The sequence below is a fragment of the Alteromonas sp. ABM1_013 genome, assembly GCF_056160505.1.
On record NZ_JBSWXH010000003.1, the window covers coordinates 638,392 to 657,844 of the forward strand.

Consider the following 19,453-nt stretch of genomic DNA (forward strand, 5'->3'; position numbering starts at 1 on the left):
GAGGCAATTAACAGGTTAAAAATCGAATTCACTTACTCAGGACATAATAAAGGTAAGAAATTCATTATCCCCTACGGATTAAACAGGCATACATTGTGAAAAAGCAAAGACCAGTAAATTTAGAACTCAATACTATTAAATTTCCGCCCTCTGCTATTTCGTCAATTCTCCACCGTGTAACCGGTGTTGCAATGTTCTTCGCGCTTCTTTTTGTTATTTGGGCATGGGCAGTTTCTGTTCATTCGCCTGAAGGTTTCGCGAACGTTCAAGCAATCATGGACGGTTTCCTTGGAAAATTTGTCGCAATTGGCACAGCCTCAGCGCTGACGTATCACATTCTAGGCGGCCTAAGACACGTTGTTATGGATTTAGGTCACTGGGAAGAATTAGAGTCGGGCAACACAAGTGCTAAAGCAGTAATCGCACTTTGGGTTGTACTGACCGTAGTATTGGGAGTTGCATTATGGTAACCAACCAAGCAAGCATTAAGCGTGACGGCGTACAAGACTACGTTTCACTTCGCGCTACAGCAGCAATTATTTTCGCGTACTCGGTTTTCATGGCGTGGTTCTTTATAACCACCGATAACCTAACATTTGTCGAATGGCGAGGGTTATTCTCTGGCCTAGCTATGAAAGTTTTCACATTGGCAGCACTAGTAGCAGTGATGATCCACGTGCGCATCGGCCTATGGCAGGTGCTAACAGACTATGTTAAAGCAACAGGTCTGCGCGCAGGACTACAATATATTCTAAATATCATCGCGTTCGGCTATGTAGCTGTTGGCCTATTCGTACTGTGGGGAGTGTAAAATGAGTTTACCCGTTCACGAGTTTGATGCAGTTGTAATTGGTGCAGGCGGTGCAGGTATGCGCGCAGCACTACAGATTTCAGAATCTGGTAAATCATGCGCACTGTTGTCTAAAGTATTTCCAACCCGTTCTCATACTGTGTCTGCACAGGGTGGTATTACCGTAGCACTAGGTAATTCACACGAAGATAACTGGGAATGGCACATGTATGACACCGTTAAGGGGTCAGATTATATCGGTGACCAAGACGCCATCGAGTACATGTGTAAAACTGGTCCAGAAGCTATTATCGAAATGGAGAATATGGGCTTACCTTTTTCTCGCTTCGAGAATGGTAAGATTTACCAGCGTCCTTTCGGCGGTCAGTCAAGAAACTTTGGTGGCGAGCAGGGCGCTCGTACGGCAGCTGCGGCGGACCGTACAGGTCACGCACTACTTCACCTTCTTTATCAACAAAACGTAAAGAATAAAACAAAAGTTTTCTCTGAATGGTATGCACTAGATTTAGTGAAAAACCAAGACGGTGACGTTGTAGGCTGTACAGCAATCGACATTGAAACTGGCGAAGTAGTTTACTTTAAGTCGCGCGCAGTTGTTCTTGCAACTGGTGGTGCGGGTCGTATCTACGCTTCAACGACAAATGCGCACATCAATACCGGTGACGGTGTTGGTATGGCGCTACGCGCGGGTGTAGCGGTTCAAGATATGGAAATGTGGCAGTTCCACCCAACGGGTATTGCTGGCGCAGGTACATTGGTAACAGAGGGTTGTCGTGGTGAAGGTGGTTACCTTCTAAATAAAGACGGCGAACGCTTCATGGAACGTTATGCACCTAACGCGAAAGACCTAGCGGGTCGTGACGTTGTTGCACGTTCAATGATGACTGAAATTCGTGAAGGTCGTGGTTGTGAAGGCCCATGGGGTACTCACATTAAGCTTAAGCTTGACCACCTTGGTAAAGACGTTCTTGAATCTCGTCTACCAGGTATTCTTGAATTATCGCGTACATTTGCACACGTTGATCCAGTTAAAGAACCAATTCCAGTAATTCCTACTTGTCACTACATGATGGGTGGTATTCCTACTAACGTTGATGGCCAATGTCTAACCGTTGATGAAAACGGTAATGATAAGGTAGTTAACGGTCTATTCGCATGTGGTGAAATTGCATGTGTATCTGTACACGGTGCAAACCGCCTTGGCGGTAACTCACTACTTGACCTTGTTGTATTCGGTCGTGCGACTGGCCTACATCTTGGTAAGACATTATCTGAAATGGCACCAACACGCGACGCGTCTGAGTCTGATCTTGAAGCCTCTATGACACGTTTCAATCGTTGGGAAAATTCAGAGAAAGGAAAGGGCGAAGACCCTGTTCAAATTAAGAAAGACTTGCAAGAATGCATGCAGCTTAACTTCTCAGTATTCCGTGAAGGTGAAGCCATGGCGGAAGGTCTTAAGGAACTTAGCGAAATTCGCGAGCGCCTTAAGCACGCGCGCCTTGACGACAAGAGTTCAGACTTCAACACTCAACGTATTGAATGTTTAGAGCTTGATAACCTAATGGAAACTGCGTACAGCACAGCAGTAGCAGCGAACTTCAGAACGGAAAGCCGTGGTGCTCACAGCCGCTTCGACTTCCCGGAACGTGATGATGACAACTGGTTATGCCACAGCATCTACGATCCGAACACTGATAAAATGCTTAAACGTGAAGTGAATATGGCGCCTAAGCTTAGGGAAGCATTCCCGCCTAAAGTGCGTTCATATTAAGAGAGGCAACGATCATGCAATTAACTTTTTCGATTTATCGTTACAACCCTGAAGTAGATGCGAAGCCTCGCATGCAAGACTACACTCTAGAAGTAGAGGAAGGTCAAGACATGATGGTGCTAGACGCGCTACTTGCACTAAAAGAGCAGGATCCGACGCTTTCTTTCCGTCGTTCGTGCCGTGAAGGTGTATGTGGTTCAGACGGTGTAAACATGAACGGCAAAAATGGCCTAGCATGTATTACTCCTCTATCTGCACTGGGCAAAGGTAAAATAGTAGTTCGTCCACTTCCAGGTCTACCGGTAGTACGTGACCTCGTTGTTGATATGACACAGTTCTATACACAGTACGAAAAGATTAAGCCGTTCTTAATCAACGATAGCAAGCAGCCGCCAGCGCGCGAGCACTTACAGTCGCCTGAAGAACGTGCGAAACTTGATGGACTGTACGAGTGTATTCTTTGTGCATGTTGTTCAACGTCATGCCCATCGTTTTGGTGGAACCCAGACAAGTTTATTGGTCCTGCGGGTCTACTTCACGCATATCGCTTCCTTATTGATAGTCGCGATACTGCAACTGAAGAACGTCTTAACGACCTTGATGATGCATTCAGCGTATTCCGCTGTCACGGTATCATGAACTGTGTGAGTGTATGCCCTAAAGGCTTAAACCCAACAAAAGCAATAGGCCAAATTAAGTCTATGCTTTTACAACGGGCTGTTTAGTACTATATTCTGATAACTTCTTTTAGTTACAGAAAGTGATGCTCTAAATAGCCATCCCAAAAGGATGGCTATTTTTTTATATATTCGCTGTTATAACACTTGGTTATGCTGAGAATAACCTTATAATACATATTGATTGTTAACTAGATTTTATAAAACGTAGCAAGGCAAATTAAATGCAAGAAAGCGTGATGAAAGCGTGGTGGGATTCCTCGCACATGGCAGGTGCCAACGCTGCCTATGTTGAAGAGTTGTATGAAACCTATTTAGAAGACCCTCAAAGCGTCTCTGAAAATTGGCGACAAATCTTCGATAACCTCCCCAAAGTCGATGGCGTAGAGTTAGAAACCAATCATACAACTATCAAAAATCAATTTAGGCAACTTGCTGCGTTAGGGCCCACAGCCCGCATGTCTAGCCCGTCTGTGCCTTCGGCAAATGTTTCAGATGATAGGCAAGTTAAAGTTCTTCAGTTAATTAACGCATTCCGCTTCCGCGGTCATCAGCACGCTAATCTAGACCCACTTGGTCTTTGGCAGCAAGAGCGCGTTCGCGATTTAGAACTTTCTCACCACAGTCTTTCCGAAAAAGATTTCGACTCAGTATTTAACGTTGGCTCTTACGCTATTGGTAAGGAGTCTATGCCGCTAGGTGAGCTGTTTAAATCACTTAATCGTACATACTGTGGTTCTATCGGTGCGGAATATATGCACATCACCGATACAGAACAGAAGCGTTGGTTACAGCAAAAGATTGAATCAGTTCAAGCCAAACCAGAAATCTCTCGCGATGAAAAATTAGGCATTCTTAAAGGTCTAACCGCAGCAGATGGCATGGAAAAATACCTAGGCTCTAAATTCCCGGGTGCCAAGCGTTTCTCATTAGAAGGTGGTGACGCTTTGATTCCTATGCTCAAAGGTCTCATCACCAAGGCGGGCACAGCAGGTACCAAAGAAGTGGTTATCGGCATGGCTCACCGTGGTCGTTTGAACGTGCTGGTTAACGTGTTGGGTAAAAACCCTTCTGTTCTGTTTGATGAATTCTCTGGTAAGCACGACGATTCATTGGGTGCGGGTGACGTAAAATATCACGCAGGTTTCTCTTCAGATTTTGCAACACCAGGCGGTAATGTTCACTTAGCGCTAGCGTTCAACCCGTCTCACCTAGAGATTGTTAATCCAGTAGTTATGGGTTCTGTACGTGCACGTCTTGCTCGCCGCAATGATGACACGAACACAGTACTGCCTATCACTATTCACGGTGACTCGGCAATTGCTGGTCAGGGTGTAGTACAAGAAACCTTCAACATGTCGCAAACCCGCGGCTTTGCTGTAGGTGGTACGGTTCGTATAGTGGTGAACAACCAAGTCGGTTTCACTACGTCAAAAACGGAAGATACCCGTTCTACTCAGTATTGTACTGATATCGCTAAAATGGTTCAGGCGCCAATTTTCCACGTGAACTCTGATGACCCAGAAGCGGTTGCCTTTGTTACACAGCTTGCGCTTGAATACCGCAACAAGTTTAAGAAAGACGTTGTAATTGACCTAGTTTGTTACCGTCGTCATGGCCACAACGAAGCGGATGAGCCAAACGCCACGCAGCCGTTGATGTACCAGAAAATTAAAAAGCACCCGGTTCCACGTGTTCTTTATGCTGACCAGTTAATTGCTGAAGGTGTAATTGAACAACGAGACGCAGATCGCTACCTTGAAGAATACCGCGAAGCACTAGATCACGGCGCATGCGTTGTTGAAGAGTGGCGTCCAATGACTGAGCACAGTGTAGACTGGTCTCCATACCTAGGCCACGACTGGGATACACCATATGACGGTGCACTGTCGGTTGAAAAGCTTAAAGAGTTAGGTGAATCAATTACCACTATTCCTGAAGATCACAAGCTTCAGTCTCGTGTTAACAAGCTTTACCAAGATCGTAAAGCTATGGTAGCTGGAGAGAAAAAGCTTGATTGGGGTATGGCAGAAAACTTAGCTTATGCCACAATTGTAGACGCAGGCGAAGACATTCGCATTACTGGTCAGGACTCAGGTCGTGGTACTTTCTTCCACCGCCACGCGGTACTGCATAATCAAAAAGATGCGTCGACATATATGCCTCTACAGCATATTCGCGAAGGACAGGGCGAAATCGAAATTTATGATTCTGTACTTTCAGAAGAAGCGGTAATGGCATTTGAATATGGTTATGCCACTGCAGAGCCGACGTGCCTAACCATTTGGGAAGCGCAATTCGGTGACTTCGCAAACGGTGCGCAGGTAGTATTCGACCAATTCTTAAGTTCAGGTGAAGCTAAGTGGGGCCGTCTGTGCGGTCTAACAGTATTGCTTCCACATGGGTATGAGGGCCAAGGCCCAGAGCATAGCTCTGCACGTCTAGAACGTTTCTTACAAATGTGTGCTGATCACAACTGGCAGGTATGTGTACCTTCAACTCCAGCGCAAGTATATAACATGCTTCGTCGCCAGGTTGTTCGCCCAATGCGTAAGCCACTTATCGTGATGTCGCCTAAGTCACTATTACGTCATCCAATGGCTGTATCTTCGTTAGAAGAACTTGCGGAAGGTAAATTCCATAACGTCATTGGTGAAATTGACGATATCGATCCTAAGAACGTCAAGCGCGTTGTTATGTGTTCAGGTAAGGTTTACTACGATTTGTTAGACCAACGCCGTAAAAATGAGCAAACAGACGTCGCAATCGTTCGTTTGGAGCAACTTTACCCATTCCCACAAGAAGAATGCGCTAAAGTTGTGGCACAATACAGCCATGTAAAAGATTGGGTTTGGTGTCAAGAAGAGCCTCAAAACCAAGGCGCTTGGTACTGTAGCCAACACCATTTCTGGCAAGCCATTCCAGATGGTGCAAAATTAACATATGCAGGTCGTGATGCATCCTCGTCACCTGCAGTAGGTTATGTATCCGTTCACAACCAGCAACAGAAAGCCCTGGTTGAAAACGCACTCACAATTAAATAAGGAACAGTAATGACAATTGAGATAAAAGTTCCGGTTCTACCTGAGTCAGTTGCCGATGCCACCATTGCAACCTGGCACGTAAAGGCCGGTGACGCAGTTAAACGAGACCAGAACCTGGTTGATATTGAAACTGATAAAGTAGTTTTAGAAGTTGTGGCGCCAGCGGACGGTACAATTGGTGAGATCCTAAACGAAGAGGGTGCAACAGTTTTAGGCGAGCAAGTGATTGCTAAATTAGAGAAGGGTGGCGCTGCTGCTCCATCTGAGCCGAAAGCTGACAGTGAATCTAAAGAAGAGTCTAACTCTGAATCAGCACCGGCTGCATCTGGTAAAACGTCAGATGTTAAAGTACCTGTTCTTCCTGAGTCAGTTGCTGACGCTACTATCGCTACATGGCATGTGGCTGTAGGTGAAGCGGTTTCTCGCGACCAAAACTTGGTTGATATCGAAACTGACAAAGTAGTACTAGAAGTTGTTGCTCCTGCAGACGGTTCACTTGCTGAAATCATCGCAGAAGAAGGCGCGACTGTTACAGCTGAAGAAGTTATTGCTAAATTTGTAGAAGGTGCTGCAAGCGGCGCTTCTGCACCAGCATCAAGCGAAAGTGCTGATAGTGATGATGGCGACAGCAGCGATGCGCTTAGCCCGTCAGTACGCCGTTTACTTGCTGAAAAAGGCGTAGACGCAGCTAAGGTGAAGGGCACAGGTAAAAATGGCCGTATCACAAAAGAAGACGTAGAAAAGTACCTTAAAGGCGGCGATAGCGCTGCGAAGGCTGCACCTGCTGCTGAGTCTGCACCGGCAGAACTACCAACGGGTAACCGTACCGAGAAGCGTGTTCCTATGACACGTCTTCGTAAGACGATTGCTAACCGCCTTCTTGAAGCGAAGAACTCAACGGCAATGCTTACAACGTTTAACGAAGTAAACATGAAGCCAATTATGGACCTTCGTAAACAGTATCAAGAAAGCTTCGAGAAGCGTCACGGCATTCGTCTTGGCTTCATGTCTTTCTACGTTAAAGCAGTAACTGAAGCACTTAAACGCTTCCCTGAAGTTAACGCGTCTATCGACGGTGATGACATTGTTTATCACAACTACTTCGACGTATCTATTGCTGTTTCTACACCACGCGGCCTTGTGACTCCAGTACTTAAAGATACTGATACACTAGGCATGGCTGGTGTTGAAAAAGGAATTAAAGAACTAGCACTTAAAGGTCGTGACGGTAAGCTGTCATTGGCTGAACTACAAGGTGGTAACTTCACAATTACCAACGGTGGTGTGTTTGGTTCACTAATGTCTACACCAATCATTAACCCGCCACAAAGCGCAATTCTTGGTATGCACAAAATCCAAGACCGCCCAATGGCTGTTAATGGTAAAGTAGAAATTCTACCAATGATGTACCTAGCGCTTTCTTATGACCACCGTATTATCGATGGTAAAGAATCAGTAGGGTTCTTGGTAACCGTTAAAGAGATGCTTGAAGATCCAACACGTCTACTTCTAGACGTATAAGACTTTCGTCTCACGGAATTGTGGTTAGGCGTTTAGCTTGTGTATGCTAGCTTGGCGCCTAACGCAACGCTGATATTTGCCCTATAATATCAGTCAAACTAATCAAGTCGCATTTGCGGCTTTTGTCTTACTAAAAATCGGATAGAAACACCATGAATTTGCATGAATACCAAGGTAAGCAGCTATTCAAAGAATACGGCTTGCCTGTTTCTGAAGGATACGCAGCAGACACTGCTCAAGGTGCTGTAGAAGCGGCTGACCGCATCGGCGGTGAAGAGTGGGTAGTTAAGTGTCAGGTACACGCGGGCGGTCGCGGTAAAGCTGGCGGTGTAAAGCTAGTTAAAAACAAAGACGACATTCGCGCTTTCGCTGAAAACTGGCTAGGCAAAAATTTGGTGACTTTCCAGACTGACGAAAACGGTCAGCCTGTGAGCAAAATCCTAGTTGAATCTTGCACAGATATCGCAAACGAGCTTTACCTTGGTGCAGTAGTTGACCGTACAACCCGTCGCGTTGTATTTATGGCATCTACTGAAGGTGGCGTTGAGATTGAAACTGTTGCAGAAGAAACGCCAGAGAAGATCCTTAAAGCTGAAATCGACCCAATTGTAGGTCCTCAGCCTTACCAAGCACGCGAGATGGCGTTTGCTCTTGGTCTTTCTGGCGTTCAAATTAAGCAATTTACTCAAATTTTCCTTGGCCTAGCTAAGATGTTTGAAGAGCTTGACGTTGCGCTTATCGAGATTAACCCGCTAGTAATTAAAACTGACGGTAACCTACACTGCCTAGACGCAAAAGTAGGTATCGATGGAAACGCGCTATATCGTCAGCCTAAGCTTAAAGACATGCAAGATCCTTCACAAGAAGACGCGCGTGAAGCTCATGCAGCTCAGTGGGAGCTTAACTATGTTGCACTAGACGGTAACGTAGGTTGTATGGTTAACGGTGCAGGCCTAGCAATGGGTACTATGGACATCGTAAACCTACACGGCGGTAAGCCAGCTAACTTCCTAGATGTTGGTGGCGGCGCGACTAAAGAGCGTGTAGCTGAAGCATTTAAAATCATTCTTTCTGATGACAATGTTAAAGCGGTATTGGTTAACATCTTCGGTGGTATCGTACGCTGTGACATGATTGCAGAAGGTATTATCGGTGCGGTTAAAGAAGTTGGCGTAGAAGTACCTGTAGTTGTACGTCTTGAAGGTACCAATGCAGAGCTTGGCCGTGACGTTCTAGCGAACTCTGGTCTAGATATCATTGCTGCTGAATCGCTAACTGATGCAGCGCAGAAAGTTGTTGCTGCAGCGGAGGGCAAATAATGTCTGTATTAATTAATAAAGATACTAAAGTAATTTGTCAGGGTTTCACTGGCGGTCAGGGTACTTTCCACTCTGAGCAAGCAATTGCTTACGGTACGCAAATGGTTGGTGGTGTAACACCAGGCAAAGGCGGTACTGAGCACCTAGGTCTTCCAGTATTCAATACTGTACGTGAAGCGGTAGAAGCAACTGGCGCAACTGCGACAGTTATCTACGTACCAGCGCCTTTCTGTAAAGATTCAATTGTTGAAGCTGCAGACGCGGGTATCGAGCTAATCGTATGTATCACTGAAGGTATCCCAACGCTAGATATGCTTTACGTTAAAGAGTACGTTGAAGCCAAAGGCGTTCGCATGATTGGTCCAAACTGCCCAGGTGTAATCACTCCTGGAGAGTGTAAAATTGGTATCATGCCTGGTCACATCCACAAGCCTGGTAAAGTAGGTATTGTTTCTCGCTCAGGTACACTAACCTACGAAGCGGTTAAGCAAACTACTGACGAAGGTTTCGGCCAGTCTACTTGTGTTGGTATCGGTGGTGACCCAATTCCTGGTTCTAACTTCATCGACATCCTTCAGATGTTTCAAGACGATCCTCAAACTGAAGCTATCGTAATGATCGGTGAGATCGGCGGTACTGCAGAAGAAGAAGCGGCTGCGTTCATTAAAGAGAACGTAACTAAGCCAGTTGTTTCTTACATTGCTGGTGTTACTGCTCCTCCGGGCAAGCGTATGGGTCACGCTGGTGCAATCATCGCAGGCGGTAAAGGTACAGCTGATGAGAAATTTAAAGCACTAGAAGACGCAGGCGTTAAGACTGTACGTTCACTTGCTGAAATCGGCAAGGCGCTTCGCGAAACTACAGGTTGGTAAGCTAACGCTTATTAATATGTTTGAAAGCCCGCTTTAAGCGGGCTTTTTTATACCTGTATTAAAACGTGTGTTGCTTTAAATTGCTTGCAAACGTATTCACCTTGTTAAGATAGCGTTTATACGTACTCTATTTCTACCTACCGAATAACATGAAGATATTTCTTATGAAAAAAACTGCGTTAGCTTGTTTCGCTTCCTTGTTGTCATGCTCAGCTATGGCTGATGAATACCTGACTTTTTTTATGGCAGGGCAATCCAATATGGATGGCTATGGATACGTGTCTGAACTGCCAAACGATTTAGCAAAAGAACAAGACGTGATGATTTTTCATGGAAATGGGGTTTTTGATAATCAAAATGACGGCGGTGTAGGGAAGTGGGATAAGTTAAAACCCGGTCACGGTACAGGTTTTAATTCGGATGGCAAAACCAATTCGCTTTCTGAACGATTCGGAGCTGAATTAACCTTTGCCAAAGCAATACAGCAGCAGTATCCAAATAAAAAAATTGCCATTATAAAGTATGCGGTTGGTGGAACTGGCCTTGCGCTTAACACAGGTTACAGCAACTGGTACCCGAATTTTACTGAGGGCAATGGTCTCAATCAGTACGATTTTGCTCTAGAAACGATTAACAATGCCTATTCCTTCACTGACATCGACGGGGATGGTGAACCAGATACGCTTAAACCTATGGGCATTATTTGGATGCAAGGCGAGGCAGATGCCCATGCAAGCGAAGCATCGGCCAATGCATATTTAAATAATCTTACTTCCTTAATGCAGTTATTCCGTGCAGCGTTAAGAACTGATGATTTACCTGTGGTTATAGGCAAAATCACCGATTCCGAAATGGGCGAAGAAGATATTATGCCGTATATAGAAAGGGTGCATTTAGCGCAGCAGCTTTTTGTTGAGTCAGACAGTTGCGCTACTTACATGTCTAATTCTGATACATACTCATATGGCGATGACCCTTGGCACTATACCAGTGAAAGTTTTATACAAATGGGGAAAGACTTTGCCTCAGCTTATAAGCAAGCCGCAGAGAAATGTGGATTCGGTGTTGATTAAAAATTTGTAGGCCGTTATTAGCTACTACCACTAGAAAGCCTCGTTTTTAAGAGGCTTTCTTGTTTGAGCATTTCTGCCCTTTACACGAAACTGTAGAATAAGTTTTTTATGATTTGGCTATTACTATAAGCTACGAATTCACGCGTTCAATTTCCTTTCTATCCTTTATTAAACTTAGTATCGACGCCGCTTTCATCTCTTTTTTTAAGCATAAATACGCAGTATGCATGAAATTTAATTTCATAAAAATTTTACATACGGACGGTTGAGTACGTTATATGTTGTAAAATTACATCACTATTTCCTAGTGACTTGTTAAAACTGTGTTGCATAAATTTTATTGAATACGTATGCAGGCAATTGTGCAAAACCTAGGGCATCTATAGCATTGTCCCCGTGAGATGTATTGTCATTTATTTGTCATAAGAACAACAAAAAGACAACAACTATAACCGTATGGGACACCCGTTTTATGAAACAATTTAAACCCAACCTAATCAAAGCTGCGCTTATTTCAGGCGGTATGGCGTTTGGTAGTGCACCTGCACTAGCTCAAGAAGCAAACACTGATGCTGTTGATGAAGCTAATCTAGAAGTAATTCAAGTAAGCGGTATACGCGGCAGCCTACAACGTGCTCAAGCAATTAAAATGGATAACACGTCTATTGTTGAAGCGCTTTCAGCTGAGGATATCGGTAAACTTCCTGACACAAGTATTGCAGAGTCAATTGCACGTCTACCAGGTGTTACTGGTGAGCGTCGCAACGGTCGTACAAGTGGTATCTCGGTCCGTGGTTTTAACGAAAATTACGTTGGAACGTCTTTAAACGGCCGTGAGCTTTTGGGTATGGGTGACAACCGTGGGGTTGAGTTTGACCTTTATCCTACGGAAATTATTTCAAATATTCTGGTATACAAAACACCGGAAGCGGGCATGACCACGCAAAACATCGGTGGCTCAATTGACCTTCAAACCGTTAAGCCTCTTACAGCAGAAAGCACTTTTACCGTAAACGGTACTTTCGAGAAGAACGCTGAAGATTCTCCGAATCCTGATTTCGATAATGATGGACACCGCGTCTCTGTAAACTTTGTTGACCAATTCGCAGACGATACAATTGGTTTAGCATTAACAGTTGCAACAATGGAATCACCTCGTCAAGAGCAACAGTTCCGTGGCTGGGGTTATGCTGGTATCAATTTTGATAATGAGCGCCGTGCTCTTGACCCTGTAGAGGTACCAGAAGATACGGTTGTACTTGGTGGACATGACTCTTTCCAACGTTCTGCAATGCTTGAACGTGACTCTTTTGCAGCTGTTGTCGAGTGGGCACCGACAGATAAGTTAAATATTCAACTTGATGCGCTTTACATCGATTTCGTTGAAGATGACGTTCGTCGTGGTCTTGAAGAAGGTGGTGCAGAGTGGGGTACAAGTGCTTATACCATCACTGGTGTTGAAGACGGTCTTGTTACCAGTGGATACTCTGACGGTTTCTACAGTGTTGTGCGAAACGATGCTCGCCGACAGGAAGCTGATCTAACCACTATTGGTATTAATGCTGAGTATCAGATTAACGATTCTTGGACACTGGAAGTTGATTACTCTACAGGTAAAGTAGAAAAAGAAATCATTGACGTAGAAAGTTACTCAGGTGTTGGTCGTGCAGGCACAGAAGGTCGCCCTCTTACTGCTCGCAGTTGGGAAATGACCTCTACCGGTGTTATGTTCTCAGACCACCCAACTATTGCGCCAGTTGACTTAACTGACCCAGCACTTATCACATTAGCCGGTCCACAAGCATGGGGTGCACCACCTCTATTAGAGTCTGATGGTCAAGACGGCTTCGTAAACCAACCTGTTTTCGAAGAAGAGCTTGATACATTGCGCTTCGACCTTAAAGGTTATGTAGATTGGGGTGTGGTTACAGGTCTTTCGGCAGGTGTTGTTTATTCTGACCGTTCAAAATCTAAAGATAACAACGGTGCTTATTTAACGGCTCCTACATATCCAAGCGATGCAGCAATCCCAGATGTATTAGGTGTAACAAATCTAGATTTCATCGGTATCGAAGGTATTTTAGCGTATGACTCGTTAGGCTTATATGAAAGCGGATATTACATCGAAAGTGATGCCAGCCGTGTTCAAAATGATCGCCTAGGTGATACCTACACGGTAGACGAAGAACTCATTACGCTTTACACCAAATTAGATTTGGAAATGGAGTTCGGTGATATCTGGGTCCGCGGTAATGTAGGTGTTCAAGTTGTAAACGCAGACCAGCAGTCTACAGGTTTCTCAACTACATCAGATACCGACGGTTACACTATTGCTAATCCAATTAGCGGCGGTGCTGACTACACAGATGTGCTTCCAACTTTGAATCTATCGGCTGAAGTTGCAGAAGGACAGTTTGTACGCCTAGGTTTAAGTAAAGTCATTTCTCGTCCGCGTATGGACGATATGCGCCCGAATACACAGGTGACCTTCTCATTCAACGATAACCAAATTGAAAGTACAGACATTGAAAACGGTCCTTGGAGTGGTAGTGCTGGTAACCCGGAGCTTCGTCCTCTTGAAGCGAACCAGTTTGATTTGGCTTATGAAAACTATTTCGCTGATACCGGTTACGTTGCAGTATCTTTCTTCTATAAAGATATTAAAAACTGGCACCGCAGTACATCACTAGTTGCTGACTTTACTGACTTCTATATTCCAGACCTTCATCAAGGTTCTGAAGGCCAAGCGCCTGTATTGTTCGAAGGTCAAGTAGGCAGTGTGTTAGACGGTTTTGAAGGCTTTGTACGTGGCTACGAATTACAGGGCTCGCTACCATTTGACCTTGTACATGAATCGCTAGAAGGTTTTGGCTTATTTGCAAGTGCTACTTTCATGGACGGTGAAGTTGATGCAGCGCCGGGTCAAAGTGAAACAAGAATTCCAGGCCTTTCAGAAGAGTCTTACAGCATGACTTTCTTCTACGAAAGCAACGGTTTCGAGTTCCGTTTAGCGGCAACAAAGCGCGATCAATACTTGACAGAAGAGCGCGGTTTAAGTCTTGCGTTAGTTGATGCAACTAAGCAAGGTGGAACGCTTGTTGATGCGCAGATTGGTTATGACTTCGGTGAATCTGGTATCGATTATCTAGAAGGTTTACGTGTAACGCTTCAAGCACAGAACTTGACTGACGAGGACGACATTCAAGCATCTGCTGCTGACGGTCGCCAAATTACACAGTTCCAGACTTACGGAACAAACTACTTGTTAGGTTTTAACTACAAGTTCTAATCACTTCGTGTGTGTAAAGCCACCTGCTGCTTTTTGTTTTAGCTTATGCTAAAAGAAAGCAAACGGTGGCTTTTCTTTTTTGTATAAAGAAAAATCGTTAATAGTAGCTGATAAATTCGAGACGTTTATGCTTACCCCTCATAAAAAACCTATAAATCGCGTCGTAATAGCAGGAGGCGGTACCGCCGGTTGGTTAGCTGCTTCACTTTTAAAGAAGCTGCTTGGACAAGCTATTCAAATTACGCTTGTGGAATCTGAAGCCATAGGAACGGTTGGTGTTGGGGAAGCAACCATTCCTCCAATTCGACTCGTAAATCAAGTATTGGGAATAGACGAAGCTCAGTTCATTCACGACACTAAAGCTACGGTTAAACTCGCCATTCGTTTTGAGAACTGGAAGACTAGAGGAGAAAGTTACTACCACACCTTTGGAGCGCCTGGCAGAAGCATGGCATTTTGTCATTTCCATCATTATTGGGTGAAGGCTCGCCAACAAGGTTTAAAAAACGATTTGTGGGATTATGATCTTAATTATCTCGCTGCTGAAGCGGGAAAATTCGCCCAAATTAATGCAAAAGACCCCGTTTTAGAACTTCCGTTTGCATACCATTTTGACGCCAGTCTGTATGCGCAGTATTTGCGAAAGCTAAGTGAACAAATGGGCGTAGTGCGTGTAGAGGGTAAGATATCAAGAGTACAACGTTGTAATGACAGCGGATATATACAAGCGCTGCACCTGGAAAATGGAGAAGTCATTGATGGCGATTTATTTATAGATTGCACCGGTTTTAAAGGCTTGTTGATTGAAGGTGCTTTAGGGGCGGGTTATGACGACTGGTCTCACTTATTACCCTGTGACAGTGCGCTGGCTGTTCCGTCAGAAAGGCACGAACACACCGCACCGTACACGCGCTCCATAGCACACGATGCAGGGTGGCAGTGGCGAATTCCATTACAACATAGAAATGGTAACGGTCACGTTTATAGCTCTCGCTATATAAGTGATGACCAAGCCTGGGACACTTTATTATCAAACCTAGATACGAAACCGCTAGGCGATTCAAAGCTGATAAAATTTACAACTGGTAGAAGGCGAAAGCAATGGTATAAAAACGTGGTGGCGGTAGGCCTATCAAGCGGATTTCTAGAGCCTCTTGAATCAACTAGCATTCATCTAATTCAATCAGCAATTGTGCGTTTAATTCAGCTGTTTCCGCACAATGGTGTGACAAAGAGCCTAATTGACGAATACAACAAACAATCAGAACTCGAATTCGAACAAATCAGAGACTTTTTGGTATTACACTATGTAGTAAATGAAAGAACGGACAGCGCCTTTTTCAACGATATGCGCAACATCACGCTGCCTGACTCTTTAGCCCACAAGATTGAACTTTTTAAAGAAAATGGTGTTCTTCAAAGGGAGCAAAACGATCTTTTCCTTGAAAGTTCTTGGCTTCAAGTTTTATACGGACAGGGTGTAATGCCAAAGGATTACCATGGCTTAGTAAATAGCGTATCCGATGCACAATTAAATCAAATGTTAACAAAGTTGCTAGAACTTAAAAGAGAGCCTATTGCTAAATTGCCTTCACATGACGATTACATAAACGGGATGGTTGCGAAGTACAAGCGTTCAATGAAGTAGGTTATTCGAAGATTTTCTATGTTATTTAACGTATTTTTAACGCATTAGCGAGGTAAATAAAGACGCACTCTATTAAGCGGCCATATGGCCGCTTTTTTATTTCTGATAATAAAGCGTTAACTAAATTGCTAAAAAATCATGATTCATTAAATATATGTTGCGCATATGTAAATGAATACGTATGCATAGCATTGCTCCCTTTTTATACAAACCAGTAGTATTTGGTGTTGAACCATAAGAGGCATTTTTGGGTGTGGTATTCCTAAAAATGTCGATAATAAACAAGGATGGGACACCAATGAAAACATTCAAACCCAGCACTATAATGGCGGCCTTGATCACTAGTGGGGTCGCGTTTAGTGCGCTGCCGCTCTATGCTCAAGAGTCACCAGACACACCCGTAGATGAAGTTGAACGACCGCAAGAAGATACCTTAGAGCGTATCGAAGTACGTGGTTTTAGTACCAGCTTAATTCAATCACTAAATCAAAAACGTTTCTCTGACACAGTTTCTGAGCAAATATCTGCAGATGACCTTGGCGGTCTTCCCGACGTATCTATGGCCGATGCTTTGACTCGTTTGCCAGGTATTTCGGCAGTGCGTACCGGCGGACAAGCAGCGCAAATCAATATTCGCGGTTTATCAGGCGACTTTGTTTTTTCTACGTTAAACGGTAGAGAGCAGGTATCCACGAGCGGAAGTCGCGCTATTGAATTTGACCAATATCCGTCTGAGCTTATTAGCGAGGCAGCGGTTTATAAATCTCCCAAGGCATCGCTAATTGAAGGCGGTATTGCGGGTACGGTAGAACTAAAAACAGCATCACCACTTGCCATTGAAGAGCAACATAAGTTCAGCGCTAACATGCGTGGAATGTATAACGATAGAGCATCCGAAATAAGCGATGCTACGGAATACGGTCATAGACTAAGCTTTTCTTATCAAGGCAAGTTCCTAGACGACACCCTTGGTGTATCATTAGGCTATGCTCGTCTATTCCAGCCAAGCGTTTCTACGCAGTTCATCGGGTTAGCTTATAACGGTCAGGTAGATGTTGATGGCCTGGAAGGGGATACCGATGGCCCGGCAGATTGTCCAAACTGTGAGCTAATCTCAGAAGGTTTTGAGATGCAGCACAAAGGCGGTGAAGAAACGCGCGATGGCTACGTTGCGGCGTTTGAATGGGCGCCTATCGATACGTTCACCTTAAAAGCTGATGCCTTCATTTCAAAATTTGATTCTGAAGCATTTGCTCGGGGATTTCGCGTTAAGTTAGGCGGTATTAACGCGGGTATTACTAACCCGGTTGTAGTTAACAACAGCGTCGTTGGCGGTACTTTTTCTCGCACAGACAATAGCTTCACCCGAGTTGAACTGGTAAACGACGACAATCAAGACTTCGACAGTGTTACTAACTTAGGTGTTAATGCTAGCTGGGAAATATCTCCAGATTTATCGGTTCAGTTTGACGTATCTCGTTCAAGTGCTGAAAGTGATTTTAGAAACGGCTTGTTATGGTCGCTTGTAGGCGAAGATGCGACAGTTGCGAATCCAGTATTTGATGAAAACGTTCAAATATCTTATTTATTGAACGGGTTAAATCTGCCTGATATTGGTTTTAACCAAATTGATGCCTTTACCGATTTAGACCGGGTCATGGTGAGCAAGTACGGTATCTATCCATTTGAAAACAAAGATGAGCTAGATGCATACCGTGTCGACTTCCAGTATTACGTAGACGTACCAATCATATCTGGTTTTGAATTTGGCTATCGTTATTCAGATCGGGAGTACAACAACGATCGCTCTGTCTTTGAATACGGTAATGACAGTGCCTTTTCAGTCAGTGAACCGCCACTTCGTTTAACTTCAGATATGGTTGAACAAGTTGATTGGAGCGGTGATTTTGGATATTTCCCAAGCTATTTATCAGTCGATTTAAACAGTGCGCTCAATGCCTGGTTCCCAGAAGGTAGACCGCAGCCTGTTCAAACATGGGGGCCTGGAGCTGCTGGCGTTATTAATGGCCCAGGAACAGGCCCCGCTACAGCGTGGACACTACAAGAAAGCGGTGATGTATTTGAAACCGTAAACTCGGCTTACTTAATGGCAAACATCAACACTGAAATTGGCAGTATTCCTGTTACGGGTAATATCGGTGTTAGATACGTTAAAAGTAAACAAAGCTCAACTACACTACAGCGTGCTACCCAGCTAATTCAAGACTTAGAAACGGGGACGTCGGTTGAGGTAAGCGACCCTACTGCAGGCGCGCAAAATATTACAGACGATGTAGGGCTCATCAATAACTTCTATCGTCCAGCGTTAATTAGCCACGAGTATTCGGATGTACTGCCGTCTATTAACCTGAACTTTAAACTTACTGATGATACTCAACTTCGAGTGGCAGCTGCAAAGGTTATGGGGAGAGCACCAATTAACCGTTTTGCGGCGAATGCGTCTACCACTATTGAAACGGTTACTGCTTTCCAAGACAGAGATTCAGGCGAAATCACGCTTTCAAACCCAACAGCGAAGGTCAGTGGTAATGCCCGTAATAGCCCTTACTTAGAGCCGTTTTACGCTACACAGTACGATGTGTCATGGGAATATTACTTTTCAGATACAGAAGGTGCTTTGGTTATCGCTGGTTTCTACAAGGACATTGAGTCGTTTGTAGAAGACATTGAAATAGAGCCCTATGATTTTGAAGCAAACGGCATAGTCATTCCAGACAACGTAAGTGTTCCAGTCTATTTAACCCCAGAATTTACCGGGCAAGAAGCCGAACTAGCAAGGGATGAAAACGGCGATCCTATCTTTATGACAGTGCCAACAGAAAATGGTAGCTATAGCACTGCGGTAAATAACGCAGAAGGTGGCTACATTAGAGGACTAGAAGTCGCCTACACGCAAATTTACAGCATGTTACCTGGGTTATGGTCAGGTTTAGGGGTTAGCGCAAGCTACTCTTATACGGAAAGTGAAATTCAGCGCACCCTCGGCGATGGCGTTTACGCCGCTAATTTACCAGGGCTTTCTGAAAATGTAGCAACATTAACCGTTTTCTGGGAATACGAAGGGTTTGAAACCCGCCTGTCTAGTCGCTATCGCGATGCCTTCGTATCTCAGCAAGTAGCAGTTAACGATCAGGTTGTTAACTTTGATGACGAACTGGTCATTGATTACCAAGCGTCTTATGAAATTAACGATAATTGGAGCGTTCTGTTCCAAGTAAACAATCTAACGGATGAGCCAACCAAAAGCTATTTCGCATCAGAAGAGCAAACCGGCACTATTCAGTACTTTGGCACCCAATATTACCTAGGGATGACATATCAACTATGAAAAACAACATCTTAGGTAATTTATTTGACGATGCACATAAACGTTCGGTTGCCAGAAATAGCAAATATATTCAGGA

At 44.4% G+C, this 19,453-nt stretch carries 12 protein-coding genes; all 12 read left to right on the forward strand.

Going from position 1 to position 19,453, the window contains the following annotated elements; translation table 11 throughout:
• Positions 1-95: 95 nt before the first annotated feature.
• The 12 genes from sdhC to ACXAGK_RS11225 all read left to right on the forward strand — a co-directional run bounded on the left by sdhC (position 96) and on the right by ACXAGK_RS11225 (position 19,377).
• A complete protein-coding gene (sdhC, locus tag ACXAGK_RS11170; RefSeq protein ID WP_071814724.1) occupies positions 96-470 on the forward strand; it encodes a succinate dehydrogenase, cytochrome b556 subunit in 375 nt (124 codons plus the stop codon).
• Positions 464-811, forward strand: coding sequence for a succinate dehydrogenase, hydrophobic membrane anchor protein (gene sdhD / locus ACXAGK_RS11175; RefSeq protein ID WP_269917142.1), 348 nt, complete (start codon positions 464-466; stop codon positions 809-811). The genes sdhC and sdhD overlap by 7 nt, the downstream gene beginning before the upstream one ends.
• 1 nt (position 812) lies before the next feature.
• On the forward strand, positions 813-2,585 hold the full coding sequence (gene sdhA, locus ACXAGK_RS11180; RefSeq protein WP_118494940.1) for a succinate dehydrogenase flavoprotein subunit: 1,773 nt from the start codon (positions 813-815) through the stop codon (positions 2,583-2,585).
• Between the two features lie 14 nt (positions 2,586-2,599).
• Positions 2,600-3,310 (forward strand): succinate dehydrogenase iron-sulfur subunit, encoded by a 711-nt coding sequence (locus ACXAGK_RS11185; RefSeq protein ID WP_012518362.1) that lies wholly within the window; start codon positions 2,600-2,602, stop codon positions 3,308-3,310.
• 176 nt (positions 3,311-3,486) lie between these two features.
• Positions 3,487-6,306, forward strand: a complete 2,820-nt coding sequence (locus ACXAGK_RS11190) for a 2-oxoglutarate dehydrogenase E1 component (protein WP_474806858.1) — start codon at positions 3,487-3,489, stop codon at positions 6,304-6,306.
• Between the two features lie 9 nt (positions 6,307-6,315).
• Positions 6,316-7,827 carry a 2-oxoglutarate dehydrogenase complex dihydrolipoyllysine-residue succinyltransferase gene (gene odhB, locus ACXAGK_RS11195; protein WP_474806856.1) on the forward strand — a complete coding sequence of 504 codons (1,512 nt, stop codon included), beginning with the start codon at positions 6,316-6,318 and terminating at the stop codon, positions 7,825-7,827.
• 152 nt (positions 7,828-7,979) lie between these two features.
• Positions 7,980-9,146 (forward strand): ADP-forming succinate--CoA ligase subunit beta, encoded by a 1,167-nt coding sequence (gene sucC / locus ACXAGK_RS11200; RefSeq protein ID WP_025255208.1) that lies wholly within the window; start codon positions 7,980-7,982, stop codon positions 9,144-9,146.
• On the forward strand, positions 9,146-10,018 hold the full coding sequence (gene sucD, locus ACXAGK_RS11205; protein WP_025255209.1) for a succinate--CoA ligase subunit alpha: 873 nt from the start codon (positions 9,146-9,148) through the stop codon (positions 10,016-10,018). The genes sucC and sucD overlap by 1 nt, the downstream gene beginning before the upstream one ends.
• Before the next feature lie 164 nt (positions 10,019-10,182).
• Positions 10,183-11,091: a sialate O-acetylesterase gene (locus ACXAGK_RS11210; RefSeq protein ID WP_474806853.1), complete on the forward strand. Its 909-nt coding sequence runs from the start codon at positions 10,183-10,185 to the stop codon at positions 11,089-11,091.
• 472 nt (positions 11,092-11,563) lie between these two features.
• A complete protein-coding gene (locus ACXAGK_RS11215) occupies positions 11,564-14,380 on the forward strand; it encodes a TonB-dependent receptor (RefSeq protein ID WP_474806851.1) in 2,817 nt (938 codons plus the stop codon).
• 127 nt (positions 14,381-14,507) lie between these two features.
• Positions 14,508-16,028: a tryptophan halogenase family protein gene (locus ACXAGK_RS11220; RefSeq protein ID WP_474856303.1), complete on the forward strand. Its 1,521-nt coding sequence runs from the start codon at positions 14,508-14,510 to the stop codon at positions 16,026-16,028.
• Positions 16,029-16,326: 298 nt separating this feature from the next.
• Positions 16,327-19,377, forward strand: a complete 3,051-nt coding sequence (locus tag ACXAGK_RS11225) for a TonB-dependent receptor (RefSeq protein ID WP_474806849.1) — start codon at positions 16,327-16,329, stop codon at positions 19,375-19,377.
• Positions 19,378-19,453: the final 76 nt, after the last annotated feature.